Here is a 12,411-nt window from a genome sequence, read left to right as displayed (position 1 = left end):
GGCGATCAGGGCCAGAGCACCGGCCGGCCCCCGTACTCGCCCACGACCACGCCGCGGTCGTTGATGCCCTGGGCGAAGTCGTAGGTCCCGGACGGCACCGGCAGCAGCGCCACCTCACCCGACGGCGACCAGCGGATCGGCCGGTTGTACCGGCTGATCGCCGTGCCGGCGGCCGCGCCGCGGTCGTTGAGCTCCGCGACGACGTACCGCCCGTTCACGTCCGCCACGGAGGAGTACGTGGCGTCGGGCACCACGCCCAGGACGGTGAGCGCCCCGTCGTCCCACCGGACGTAGTGGACGAGGTCGTCGGCCGTGGTGGCGGTGCCCGCGATGGCGCCCGCCTCGTCGATCGCGGTCGCCTCGGTCGCCGGTGCGAGGCCCGGCAGGGCGGTGGCCGTCCCGTCGCGATCCCACCGGACGGCACGGCGGACGCCGGTGGCGTAGTCGCCGCTGTAACCGACGACCGTGCCGCTGTCGTTCACCGCGACGGCGAAGCTGCAGGTGTCGCCGGGCGGGATGTCGAAGACGGTCGTGGAGCCGTCCGGGTTCCACCGGGTCGCCTGCGAGTTGCGGTCGGCCGTGCTGGTGTTGCCGTACGCCGCGCCGTCCGCGTCGACCCCGAAGACCTTCCCGGGAGTGGCGCCCGCCGGCGGCGTCAGCTCGGTGAGCCGGCCTCCGGCGTCCCAGCGCACCGGCCGCGACCTGCCCTCCGCGTTGGTGGAGCGACCGACGACCACGCCGGAGTCGTTCACGTCGACCGCCGACCCCGTCGTGCCGCCGGGCAGCACGGCGAGTTCCACGTACCCGGTCCCGGCCGCCGCCGGCACTGCCGAGATCACCGAAACGAGCGCCGGCACAGCGCCCCACGTCCGTCGCATGACCAGTCCTCCTGAGTCCCGCCCGCCACCAGCTGACCAACCAGCGACTGGGAGCGCTCCCAGAATCCCCCGTTCGGCCCTCTACCCACCCCAGCGCGGTCTCCACAGGACGTTCACAAGTCGCGCCGGTCACCTCCACGGCTTCCACATAGAGTCGGCCGCATGACACGCCGGATTCTGGTGGTCGAGGACGACCTCACCATCGCCGAGTCCGTGGCCGCGAGGCTGCGGGCCGAGGGGTTCGAGGTCGAGCTGGCGCACGACGGCCCGTCGGCCGTCTCGCGTGCCCGTGACGTGCGGCCCGACCTCGTCGTGCTGGACGTGATGCTGCCGGGGTTCGACGGGCTGGAGGTGTGCCGGCGGATCCAGGCCGAGCGCCCCGTGCCGGTGCTCATGCTGACCGCCCGGGGCGACGAGACGGACCTGCTGGTCGGCCTCGCGGTCGGCGCGGACGACTACCTGACCAAGCCCTTCTCGATCCGCGAGCTGGCCGCGCGCGTGCACGCGTTGCTGCGACGGGTGGAGCGGGCGGCGTCGGCGGCGGCGCACCGGATCACCGTGGCCGACCTGGAGATCGACCTGGCCGAGCGGCGGGTCGTGCGCGCGGGGGCGGAGGCGCACCTGACGCCGACCGAGTTCGAGCTGCTGGTGCACCTCGCCGAACGGCCGCGGGCCGTGCAGTCGCGGGAGCGGCTGCTCAGCGAGGTGTGGGGCTGGGCCGACGGCACGGGCACGCGCACGGTCGACAGCCACATCAAGGCGTTGCGGCGGAAGCTGGGCACGGACCTGATCCGGACCGTGCACGGGATCGGGTACGCGTTGGAGGTGCCGCGGTGACCTTGCGGTCGGCGTTCGACACGACCCTGGAACTGCTGCCGCGCCCGTTGGACCCGGTGCGGTCGATCAAGTTGAAGCTCGGGATCCTGCTGGTGTCCGCGATGGCGGCCGGGTTCACCTACTTCTGGTACCGCATCCAGTGGCTGGCGCCGGGCACCACGTTCGGCACGATCGCGATCGTCCTGGTCACGTCGCAGATCCTCGCGCACGGGATGACGCGCCCGTTGCGGGAGATGACGGCGGCGGTGCGGGCGATGCGGGCCGGTGACTACAGCCAACGGGTGCGTGCGACGGCGCGTGACGAGGTCGGCGAGCTGGCCGGTGCGTTCAACCAGATGGCGGCCGACCTCGGTGCGGCGGACCAGCAGCGGCGTGAGCTGATCGCGAACGTCTCGCACGAGTTGAAGACCCCGATCACCGCTTTGCAGAACGTGCTGGAGAACGTCGTCGACGGCGTGGCGCAGCCGGACGCGGCAACGATGCGAACGGCTCTGGCGCAGACCGAACGACTCGGCCGCCTGGTGACCGAACTGCTGGACCTGTCCCGGATCGACGCCGGGGCGCACAAGTTGGACAAGGCCGAATTCGCCTTGGAACCGTTGCTGATGGAGGTCGTCGCCGAGGCTTCGGTAGCCGCTCGAGGGGTGCGGTTCACCGTCGACGTCTCACCACCATCAGCCACCGTCTACGCCGACGAGGCACGGCTGGCCCAAGTCGTCGCCAACCTGCTGGACAACGCCGTCCGCCACGGCCCGGCCGGCGGCGAGGTGAGGGTCTCGGCCACCGTGGGCGCCGACTTGGTGCTGGAAGTCGCCGACGACGGCCCGGGCATCGCCCCACAGGACCGCGAACGGGTCTTCGAACGCTTCACGAGAGGCGAACGAGCGGGCGGCGGCGGCACCGGCCTGGGGCTCAACATCGCGCGCTGGGTAGTGGACCTGCACGGCGGCACCATCGCCGTGGTCGACGGCTCCGGCTGCCGAATCCGCGCCACCCTCCCCGCCACCTGCCCACCAGCTCAAGCAACCACCTCCCCCACCTGACCCTCAGCCCTTCACCCCCACCCGTCCACTGACACGCCTTTCCCCAACAGAAGGGCTTCGTGTCATCCCGCCGACCTGGCTCCGCCCTACCGCGCGTGTCAAGGGGGGCGCTGTTCACCGATGCCCGCACCGTCCACTGATGTCGCCCCCCTTGATACGTGTGGTAGCCCGTAGGGAGGTCGGTGGGATGACACGAAACCCGACCAACAACGGACCCGGCGCCGAACCACCCACCGGCCCGTCATCCTGCTGATCTGCCCGTCCGGCGAGGACTCTTTAAATCTTTTAAGTCCCTTCACCCCCGCCACAAACCCCGAACCTCGAACCCCGAACCCGCGGGGCAATGACGCACGCCCTGGAGGCCCCACACCATGACCCCGAACCGCGTACTTCTCACCGGCGCCGCAGCCGGCCTGGGCGCGGCCGTCCTGCTGCCCCTCGACAAACCCGGCCTCGGCTGGTCCCTGACCGCGATCCTCGTCTTCGCCCTGCTGCGCAAGGTCAAACCGGGCTGGGCCGTCCTCTCCGTCGCACTCTTCGGCGTGGGCGCGTTCATCTCCGCCCCCTGGCTCTTCACGCTCTGCGCCATCGCCGGCTGCGCCGCCGGGTCGCTCGCGATCGCCGGGGGGTGGACCGCGCGCGGCCTCGTGTTCGGCTCGGCCGCGGTGCCGGTCGCCGCGATCAGGGCCCTGCCGTGGGTCGCGAGAGGCGTCAAAGAAGTCGGCACGCCTCGCCTGGCCCGCCCGGTCCTGGTGACCGCCGCCCTCCTGCTGGTGTTCGTCCCGCTCCTCGCCGGCGCCGACGCCCAGTTCGCGGCAATCCTCAACTCGGTCACCCCCGACGAGTCCTCCGGCCAACCGATCGTGCTGTTCCTGGCCGTCGGCCTCGGCACGGTCGGCGCGGCCTACCTCCTCGTCTCCCCACGGCAACCGGACGAGCGGGGCGACCTGCCCCGCACGGTCGCGCGACGTGACTGGGTGCTGCCCGTCGGCGCGTTGGTGCTGCTCTTCGCCGCGTTCGTGGCCGTCCAGATCAACACTCTCTTCGCCGGCGACGAGCACGTCCTCGTCACCCCCGACCTCACCTACGCCGACTACGCCCGCAGCGGCTTCTGGCAGCTGCTCGCCGTCACCGTGCTCACCCTCGGCGTGATCGCGGTCGTCGCACGCCTGGCCCGGCTCGACTCACCGACCGACCGCCGCTGGCTGCGCGGCCTGCTCGGCTCGCTCAGCGTGCTCACGCTGGTGATCGTCGCCTCCGCCCTCGCCCGCATGTGGCTCTACCAGCAGGCCTACGGCTTCACCGTGCTGCGGGTCCTCGTCTCCGCCTGCGAACTGTGGCTCGGCGTCGTCTACCTGCTGGTCCTGGCGGCCGGGGTGAAGCTCGAAGCCGCGTGGCTGGCCCGCGCCGTCCTGGGCACGGGGTTCGCCGCGCTGGTCGGGCTCGCCGCGCTCAACCCGGAGCGGTTCATCGCCGAGCGCAACGTCGACCGCTACCAGGCCACCCAGAAGATCGACATCCGGTACCTCGCCCGGCTCTCCCCCGACGTGGTGCCCGCCCTCGCCGAACTCCCGGCCGACCTGCGCGCCTGCGCCCTGCAGTTCTACTACGTGGACAACGACGACTGGCGCTCGTGGAACCTCGGCCGTCAGCAGGCCCGGGACGTGCTCCCGCAGCTCAAACAGGGCGACTGTGAGCCGTGATGTGGTCGGTCACCAGGCGCGCCACCTCGTCGGCGTGGGTGATCTGCACCCAGTGCCCGGCGTCGATCGCACGCCGCCGCACGTCCGACGCCCACCGCTCCACGTCCTCGCTCACGCCGGCGGTGACGTACTTGTCCCGCAACGGCTGCACCACCTGCACCGGCACCTCGGTCCGCCGCGCGCGGGGTGAGCGCAGCCGCGGCACGAAGTTGGCCCGGTACAACGCGATGCCCCGCTCGCCGTCGCGCACGATGGTCGGCGACACGTGCGGCGTCACGCCCTCCAGGCGGTGCGCGATCGCCTGCCAACGCGGGCCGATCACGTGCTTCCACAACAACGGCGCGACGAACGGCAGGTGGAACACCAGGATGTACCACGAGTGCAGCAGCTGCTTGAGGTGCCTGCCGGTGGGCCGGCGGCGCATCCAGTGGCCGACGTGGTCCAGGCAGGGCCCCGAGATCGACGTGTACGAGGCGATCGGCGCGCCGGGCGTGGTGACCGCCTCCCACGACTGGATCGAACCCCAGTCGTGCCCGACGACGTGCACCGGCGCGTCCGGGCTGACCGCCGCGATCACCGCGAACAGGTCGCGCGCCAGCTCCGGCAGCCGGTAGGCGGCCAGGCCGCGTGGCGCGGACGACGCGCCCGCCCCGCGCACGTCGTACGTGACCACGTGGAACTCCTCGGCCAGCAACGGCACGAGGTCGTCCCACACCCGGTGCGTGTCCGGGTAGCCGTGCACCAGGACGACGGTCGGCGCGGACCGGTCCCCCTCCTCGAACACAGCGAGCCGCACGTCTCCGGACTCCACGATCACCGTTGCCTCCGAGAGCGCTTTACTACGCCTGCGTAGCTTTGTGAAAGCTACGCCACCGTAGCAATATGGGGCGGTGAGCACAACGCGCCGCAAGTACGCACCCCGGCTGCCACCGGGGCAGCGGCGCGACCAGTTGCTGGACGGCGCGCTCGACCTCATCGCCTGCGGCGGTTTCGACGCGCTGACCATGGAGGCCGTGGCCCGGCGGTCGGGCGTGACCAAGCCGGTGGTCTACGAGCTGTACGCGAACCGGGCCGAGGTGATCGCCGCGCTGCTGGACCGCGAGGCCGAACGGGCCACCGCGCAGGTGCTCGGCGCGATGCCGACCGCGGACTTCGGCGACCGCTCGCCGGAGGACGTCTACACCGACACCGTGCGCGCGTTCATCAACGCGGTCGTGGCGTCACCGCAGCGGTGGCGGCTCGTGCTGCTGCCGCCCGAGGGCACGCCGGTCGAGTTCCGGCAGCAGGTCGCCGTCGTGCGGGCGCAGGTGTTGGCGCACGTCAACGCGCTGGCCGAGCTGGGGCTGAAGGCGTTGGGCAGCACCGGGCTGGACGCCGAACTGCTCGGCCACACCATGCTCGCGCTGGCCGAGATGGCCGGCCGGCTGGTGATCACCGACCAGGAGCGGTTCACGCCGGACCGGCTGGTCGCGTTCGTCGGCCAGGTCGCGCACCTGCTGCCGACGGGCGGAGCGGCGAGTGGCGAACGTCCCACATTTCGCTCGGACGGCTGAACCGGCGCACCAGTGGGTACGCACCTCGGAACGCCGCTGCACACCCCTCGAACCCGGAACGTCGCTGGAAACCCCTGGAAACCCGACGCTTGAAAACTGACGCTGGAAACCTCAACCACTGGGAGGTGCCCGTCCGTGCTGGTCGCCGTGCTCACGTTCGCCGGCTCGCTGCTGGTCGCACTGCTCGCCGTCACCCTCGTCCACCGCGTGGTCCGCCGCATCGGACGCCGCTCCGCCCTGTTCGCCGGGCTGGCGCGGCACGCCCACCGGCCCGCGCTGGCGGTGGCGGTGCTGGTGGCGGTGCAGTTCTCCCTCGGCGTGGTGGCGCGCGGCGACTGGCGGCCGGTCGCCCTGCACGCGACCGGGATAGCGCTGATCCTGGCCGGCGCGTGGCTGCTGGCCGCCCTGCTGGTGGTGATCGAGGACGCGACGCTGGCGCGCATCCGGGTCGACGTGTCGGACAACCGGCACGCCCGCCGCGTGCACACGCAGATCACGCTGGTCCGCCGCGTCACCGTGGTCGTGGTGGGCGTGCTGGCGGCGGCGACCGTGCTGATGACGTTCCCCGCCGCCCGTGCGGCCGGGACGAGCCTGCTGGCCTCCGCCGGTGTGATCGGCGCCATCGCCGCGCTCGCGGCGCAGTCGTTGCTGGGCAACGTGTTCGCGGGCGTGCAGATCGCGTTCAGCGACGCGTTGCGGCTGGACGACGTCGTGGTCGTGGAGGACCAGTGGGGCCGCGTCGAGGACATCACCCTCACCTACGTGGTCGTGCACCTGTGGGACGACCGGCGGCTGATCCTGCCCACCGCCTACTTCCTCAAGACGCCGTTCGAGAACTGGACGCGGACCCAGTCGGCGCTGCTCGGCACGGTGGAGCTGGACCTCGACTGGACCGTGCCGGTGGAGGAACTGCGGCAGGAGCTGCGGCAGGCGCTGGAGACGAGCGACCTCTGGGACGGCCGGGTGTGCGTGCTCCAGGTGACCGACGCGGTCGGGTCGTTCGTGCGAGTCCGCGCGCTGGTGAGCGCTTCGGACGCCGGGCGGCTGTGGGACCTGCGGTGCGTCGCGCGCGAGCACCTGGTCGGCTGGCTGCGTGCCCGGCACCCCGGCGCGCTGCCCCAGGTCAGGGTGCGCGACCTGCCGCGCGCCACGACCACCGCGCCCGCACCGGCGGCCAACGGCTCATCGGACAACCGGGTCTTCGGCGAGAGCGCGGACGGCCAGGAGCGCGTGCAGGCGTTCAGCGGCCCGGAGCAGTCGACACCCGCCCAGCCGCGCTGACCCCGTGCAACCGCACTGACCTCCCGCTCCGTCCTGGTGGCAGGATCCGCCGCAGGAGGACGCATGCGAAGACTCGTCGAGATGACCGGGCTGGTACTGGCCGGACTGGTGCTGGCGGGCTGCGCGCGGCAACCCGCGGACACCGGTTCGTTCGGCACGGAACCGATCACCACCCCCGTCGGCGTATCGTCGCTGCCCGTGCCGCCGCCCAAGCTCAGCCCCCGGGCCAAGACCGCGTTGGAGCAGGCCAGGCGCGACGGCGCGCGGACCGTCGGGCTGACCGTCTCCACCGAGCCCGGCAAGGCCGACGAGGTGGCCGCCGCCGTGGACCGGCTCGGCGGGACCGTGGAGACCACCGACGCCACCATCGGCTACGTCCGCCTCACCGTCCCGGTCGAACTGGCCGAGGAGGTCACCTCCGTCGAGGGCGTCAGCCGGGTCGACGTGGACGAGCCGCTCTCCAACATCGACCCCACACCCTGACCGAACGCGGGTAGAGGTCACCGCACCCGCCAAAAGCTCAGGGCCACCCCCGCGCCGAGCGGGAATGGCCCTGAGGTCTTCAGGCGGGTGGCGTCAGGCCACGTTCCGCAGGATCACCGCGCCGCGGCCGACGATCGCGCCTTCCGAGGTCTGCACGGTCAGCTCACCGCGCAGCACCCGGCCGGCGCCGGCCTGGCCACCGGCCGTCACCGTGGCGGGGACCGTCCAGGTCTCGCCGGCGGTGCGGTCGGAGTCGGTGTCGGTCGCCACGACGGAGCCGAGGCCCGCGGCGGCGAACAGGTCGATGTAGTCGTACTCCGTGGTGCCCGCGGGCACCTCGTAGCCGTCGACCACCACCCGCCACGCGCCGGCGGCGGGGTTGTTGATCGTCACCGACTCCTCGGAGTCGCCGTCCGCCGCCTGACCGGCCAGCACGCAGGTGCCGGTGGTGCAGTTGTAGACGAACAGGTCGAGGTCGGCCGACACGTCACTCGTCTTGCCGATCGTCGCGCGCAGCGACGTCGAGCCCGGAGCCACGGTCAGGTCGTACTGCTGGACCGCCGCGTTCGCGATGGTCGGCCGGTCGATCCGGGCGCTGGACAGCGAACCGCCCACGAGCTTGCCGGTGAACGCGGCCAGCGAGTTCGTCACCGTGTACTCGCGGTTGACCGGCGTGCCGATGACGGCCGACTCGATGGTGTCCGGGTTCGGGCTGACCGTCGTGCCCAGCACCGACGCGGTCACCGAGTACGGCGCGGCGTCGGCGTCGGAGGTGCGCCGGGCCTCGACCACGATCTCCCACACGCCCGGCAGCGGGTTGCTGACGGTGCGGCTGGTCGGCGAGCCACCGGCACAGCCGGCGCCCGCGTCGGGGTTGTAGCAGTTGGTCGAGGACGTGGTGTCGAACGGCACGCCGTACGGGTCGTAGCGCAGGAACCGGACCTGGCCCTTGCCCGCCTCGGCGCCGCCCGCCGCCATGTCGACCTTCAGCGCGCTGGTGCCCGCGGGCACCTTCACGAAGAAGCTCTTCGACTGGTTGCGCGCGATCGTGCCGGTCTTGGTCACCGCGTACTTGCCCGCCGCGGTGAACTCGTCCGCCGCGAACACGGTGTTCAGGGTGAACACGTCGATGCCGCGGGTGCCCGGGTTGTCGAGCCGCAGCACGGCCGAGTGCGCGCCGGCCTTGGTCGGCTTGACCTTGACGTCGAACGTCACCGGCTTGTTCAGCGGCAGGCTGACCAGGGACTTCGACGAGAACGTGCCGTCGTTGCCCTGCCAGTTCACCAGGAACTGCTGGTTGCGGTCCGGGCCCGTGGTGCGGGTCAGGGTGTAGGTGCGGGTGTACTCCTTGCCCACGACGACGCCCTCGCGGTCGTGGATGCCGACACCGGTGTTCGGGGTGGCCAGCAGGCCGGACAGCGCGGTGTTCACGGTCACCGAGGTGCCGACCGCCTGCGTCTCCGGGTGCGCGTTGAGCTGCGTCCACGCGCGCTTGGTGTCGAACAGGCCCGCGCCCTGCTCGTACGCCTGGAGGGTGGAGACCCACTTGGCGCCGGACTGGATCGCGTTGCGCAGCGCCGCGACCGGCGGGCGCTCGCCGTTGTGCTCGGCCTTGTACGCGCTGATCAGCAGCGCGGCGGCGCCGGTCGCCTGGGGCGCGGCCATCGACGTGCCGTTGAACATGGCGTAGCCGGCGGGCAGCTCGTAGGTGCCCGCCACCGGGCCGGGCACCTGCCACTGCGGCACGGTGGAGATCGCCGAGCCGGGCGCGACGATGTTCGGCTTGAAGCCGCCGTCCTCACGCGGACCGCGCGACGAGAAGCCGTGCAGGCCTTCCTTCTGCGTGGTCTTCGAGCCGTAGTTGGACAGCCAGGTGTCGGCGGTGATGTAGGAGCCGACGCTCATCGCGTCCGTGGACACCGACGGGTCGCCGACCGTGTTCGCGCCCGCGCCGCTGTTGCCCGCGGAGATGAACACCTGCACGTTGTACTCGGCGATGGTGCGGTTGTAGAGCTCCGCACGCGCGTTGTTGCCGTCGTTGAGCGCCGGCAGGCCGCCGATGGAGATGTTGACGACGTCCGCGCCGTTGCGCGCCGCGTACAGCAGGCCGTCGATCAGGCCGCTGTTGGTGCACGACGGGGTGGACAGGCAGACCTTGACGGCCATCAGCTTCGCGCCGGGCGCGGCGCCGGCCATCTTGCCGCCGAACATCTTGTTCGCCGCGGTGATGCCCGCGACGTGCGAGCCGTGGGCGGCGGCGGAGATGCCGAGGTTGACCCACGCCGTGCCGGCCGCGTCGTAGTTCGACTTGTCGGTCTGCACCACGAACGCCACGGTGTCCAGCACCGGCGTGGCCGGGTTGTCCGCGCCGAAGTGGCCGACGTCCTTCTTGTACTTGTAGTCGATCATCGCGGTCTGGTCGGTGAAGTCACCGTCGCCGTCGGTGTCGACCCGGACTTCCTTGGTCGTGATGTCCTGCAGCACGCCGAAGGAGTCCACGCGGTCGCCGTCGCGGTTGATGTCGCCGCCGGTCTCGCTGTTGGCCGCGGCCAGGTCGCCCGCGGTCTCGCGGAACAGGCCGAAGCTGAACGGGCCACCGGCCGCGGGCGCGGTGTAGCTCGCGCCGCTCACGGTGAACTTGCCGTTGTAGCGGCCGGAGACCTGCAGCCAGGTGCCGTCACCGGAGTTGGTGGCGTTGGCGTTGTACCAGTCGACGATCTTGCGCTCACCGGTCGAGGTGGTCGCCAGCGCCGGGTGGTCCAGGTCGATGCCGGAGTCCATGATGGCGATCGTCGTGCCGCGGCCGTCCCACTTGGGGTGCTCGTCGGTGAACTGCGCCGCCTTGGTGTCCTGCGTCGGCATGTACGGGTTCTTCTTGGGCGTCGACTTGCCCGGCGCCGTCTGCGGCAGCGGGGTCGTCGCGCCGTCCGGGCGCGGGTTGTCCAGGACGACGAGGCCGTCGACGTCCACCGAGTTCACGGACGCGAGCTTGGCGGCCTTCTCGGCGGAGTCGCGCGGCACCGAGACCTTGAGGTAGTCGACGTCGCGCTCGGTGGACTCGACCACGCCGCCGAGGGCCTTGAGGTCGTTGGCGGCGGAGTCCAGCTTGCCCTCTTCGGCGGCGACGAGGAGGGTGACGTTCGCTTGGCCGGCCTGCTCGGCCTGGGCGATGCGCTCCCGGTCCTGCTTGTCGAGCTGCTTGTCCGCGGGCGCAGGCGCGGAGGGCGCTTCCTGCGCGACGGCCGAGCCGGCGGCGAAGCCGAACCCAGTGGTGCCCAGCACGGCGGCCAGCAAGGCCGCACTGGTGCGGTGTCTCCACCGGCTTCCTGAGTTGATCACGGCGCAAAACCCTTCGTGGGGAAAGATTGGCGCAAGCACATCTCCCCGGCACCCGGGTAACAATCGGACGAACAGACCAATAGAAAAGTCCACATTGGACTGAACGGTCTATTGCGCGAACACGCGAGAAGTGCCGCAGAACACCGGAACGGCCGCGACAGCTCCAGTCAAGAGCCGACCGGCCCGAATGTCAAACACTGTCAACGGTGAACCACCCGCCAAGCGTGGAAATCCGTAACAAATCGCACATCAACGCGATGGCGAGCACACTGGTCGGCATCGTGGACACCGCGCCGATCGACCGGATAGCCGACGAGCTCTACGCCCTGCCGCCGGCGGAGTTCGTCGCGGCCAGGGACGCCCACGCCCGGCTGGCCGCCGACCGCGGCGACAAGGCGTTGGCCAAGCAGGTCTCGGCCCTGCGCAAGCCCACCTCGTCGGCCTGGGCGCTGAACCTGCTGGCCCGCCGGGACGCGTCCGACCTGGCCGAGGCGCTCGCTCTGGGTGACGAGCTGCGTACCGCGCAGGAGGAGTTGCGCGGGGGCGCGCTGCGGCAGCTGAGCGCGCGTCGGCGGGCCGTGCTGAGCGCGCTCGTGCGGCGGGTGGAGACGTTGGCGGGCGACGCCGGCCAGCCGCTCGGGCCGGACGCCGTGCAGCAGGTGCGGACGACGTTGACCGCGGCGCTGGCCGACGCCGTGCTCGGCGCGCGGATCCGGGCGGGTCGGCTGGTCAAGCCGGTCGAGCAGTCCGGCTTCGGCCCGTTGAGCGAGACCGCGACCCCGGTGCGCGACGACCTGGCGCCGCGCCGCGAGCAACGGCGGGAACGTCAGCTCGAACGGGCGCGTGAGGACATCGGCACGGCTCAGGCGGACGTGCGGAAGGCGGACGCGGCCGTCACGGAGGCCGAGCAGGCCCTGACCGAGCGCGAGGAGCACACCGCCGCGCTGCGCGCCGAACTGCGCCGGGCGCAGCAGGCGGAGCAGGAGGCGTCGACCAGGCTGGCCAAGGCGAAGCGCCGCGCCGAGACCGCGCGGGACAAGCTCGCGGGCGCGGAAGCCCGGATGACCGAACTCCGGGGTGACGCCTGACACTCGGCGCACGCACAGCACCGCACAGCCCCCCGACACCCCGCACCTGCCCCCGGCACATCCCTCGACCCAACTCTCCGCGAGCCCTCCACCCAGCTCCCCACAGGCCTCCACCCAGCTCGCCGACAGCCCCCGGACAGCCCGTCGACAGCCCCCGCACAGGCCCTTCACACGTCCCCCGCGCAGCCTCGCGCCCGGCCTCGCCG

Annotated in this window: 10 protein-coding genes; 7 read left to right on the top strand and 3 right to left on the bottom strand. The window is 71.8% G+C overall.

The window, feature by feature from the left end:
- Positions 1 to 5: 5 nt before the first annotated feature.
- Positions 6 to 878: a hypothetical protein gene (locus ABTZ99_RS35290; RefSeq protein WP_499617619.1), complete on the bottom strand. Its 873-nt coding sequence runs from the start codon at positions 876 to 878 to the stop codon at positions 6 to 8.
- 162 nt (positions 879 to 1,040) lie between these two features.
- Between ABTZ99_RS35290 and ABTZ99_RS35285 the strand changes: the two genes are divergently transcribed.
- The 3 genes from ABTZ99_RS35285 (at position 1,041) to ABTZ99_RS35275 (ending at position 4,461) form a co-directional block, all read left to right on the top strand.
- Positions 1,041 to 1,715 carry a response regulator gene (locus ABTZ99_RS35285; protein ID WP_498784628.1) on the top strand — a complete coding sequence of 225 codons (675 nt, stop codon included), beginning with the start codon at positions 1,041 to 1,043 and terminating at the stop codon, positions 1,713 to 1,715.
- On the top strand, positions 1,712 to 2,758 hold the full coding sequence (locus ABTZ99_RS35280; protein WP_498784626.1) for a HAMP domain-containing sensor histidine kinase: 1,047 nt from the start codon (positions 1,712 to 1,714) through the stop codon (positions 2,756 to 2,758). Before ABTZ99_RS35285 ends, ABTZ99_RS35280 begins: the two co-directional genes overlap by 4 nt.
- Positions 2,759 to 3,129: 371 nt before the next feature.
- On the top strand, positions 3,130 to 4,461 hold the full coding sequence (locus tag ABTZ99_RS35275) for a DUF4153 domain-containing protein (protein WP_499617617.1): 1,332 nt from the start codon (positions 3,130 to 3,132) through the stop codon (positions 4,459 to 4,461).
- Here the strand turns inward: ABTZ99_RS35275 and ABTZ99_RS35270 are convergent.
- The gene (locus ABTZ99_RS35270; RefSeq protein ID WP_499617615.1) at positions 4,436 to 5,257 is read right to left on the bottom strand and encodes an alpha/beta fold hydrolase; all 822 of its coding nucleotides are present in this window, start codon (positions 5,255 to 5,257) and stop codon (positions 4,436 to 4,438) included. The genes ABTZ99_RS35275 and ABTZ99_RS35270 overlap by 26 nt on opposite strands.
- A gap of 94 nt (positions 5,258 to 5,351) precedes the next feature.
- On the opposite strand from ABTZ99_RS35270, the gene ABTZ99_RS35265 reads away from it, so the two are divergent.
- The 3 genes from ABTZ99_RS35265 (at position 5,352) to ABTZ99_RS35255 (ending at position 7,778) form a co-directional block, all read left to right on the top strand.
- The gene (locus ABTZ99_RS35265; RefSeq protein ID WP_499617613.1) at positions 5,352 to 6,014 is read left to right on the top strand and encodes a TetR/AcrR family transcriptional regulator; all 663 of its coding nucleotides are present in this window, start codon (positions 5,352 to 5,354) and stop codon (positions 6,012 to 6,014) included.
- A gap of 135 nt (positions 6,015 to 6,149) precedes the next feature.
- Complete coding sequence (locus ABTZ99_RS35260) at positions 6,150 to 7,295, top strand: mechanosensitive ion channel family protein (RefSeq protein WP_498784618.1); 1,146 nt, start codon at positions 6,150 to 6,152, stop codon at positions 7,293 to 7,295.
- 63 nt (positions 7,296 to 7,358) lie between these two features.
- The gene (locus ABTZ99_RS35255) at positions 7,359 to 7,778 is read left to right on the top strand and encodes a hypothetical protein (protein WP_498784616.1); all 420 of its coding nucleotides are present in this window, start codon (positions 7,359 to 7,361) and stop codon (positions 7,776 to 7,778) included.
- 93 nt (positions 7,779 to 7,871) lie between these two features.
- Here the strand turns inward: ABTZ99_RS35255 and ABTZ99_RS35250 are convergent, their stop codons facing one another.
- On the bottom strand, positions 7,872 to 11,117 hold the full coding sequence (locus ABTZ99_RS35250) for a S8 family serine peptidase (RefSeq protein WP_499617611.1): 3,246 nt from the start codon (positions 11,115 to 11,117) through the stop codon (positions 7,872 to 7,874).
- Positions 11,118 to 11,374: 257 nt separating this feature from the next.
- On the opposite strand from ABTZ99_RS35250, the gene ABTZ99_RS35245 reads away from it, so the two are divergent.
- Positions 11,375 to 12,205 (top strand): hypothetical protein, encoded by an 831-nt coding sequence (locus ABTZ99_RS35245; protein WP_499617609.1) that lies wholly within the window; start codon positions 11,375 to 11,377, stop codon positions 12,203 to 12,205.
- Positions 12,206 to 12,411 lie beyond the last annotated feature (206 nt).

It is taken from the genome of Actinosynnema sp. NPDC002837 (genome assembly GCF_040295345.1).
Taxonomy (GTDB): domain Bacteria; phylum Actinomycetota; class Actinomycetes; order Mycobacteriales; family Pseudonocardiaceae; genus Actinosynnema.
The sequence above is the reverse complement of the archived record's forward strand: the minus strand, read 5'-3'. Positions and strand labels throughout refer to the sequence as shown.

Bases quoted from the DNA above. Each gene is read 5' to 3' on its own strand.
- ABTZ99_RS35290 (WP_499617619.1), bottom strand. From the start codon at position 878: ATGCGACGGACGTGGGGCGCTGTGCCGGCGCTCGTTTCGGTGATCTCG.
- ABTZ99_RS35285 (WP_498784628.1), top strand. From the start codon at position 1,041: ATGACACGCCGGATTCTGGTGGTCGAGGACGACCTCACCATCGCCGAG.
- ABTZ99_RS35275 (WP_499617617.1), top strand. From the start codon at position 3,130: ATGACCCCGAACCGCGTACTTCTCACCGGCGCCGCAGCCGGCCTGGGC.
- ABTZ99_RS35255 (WP_498784616.1), top strand. From the start codon at position 7,359: ATGCGAAGACTCGTCGAGATGACCGGGCTGGTACTGGCCGGACTGGTG.
- ABTZ99_RS35245 (WP_499617609.1), top strand. From the start codon at position 11,375: ATGGCGAGCACACTGGTCGGCATCGTGGACACCGCGCCGATCGACCGG.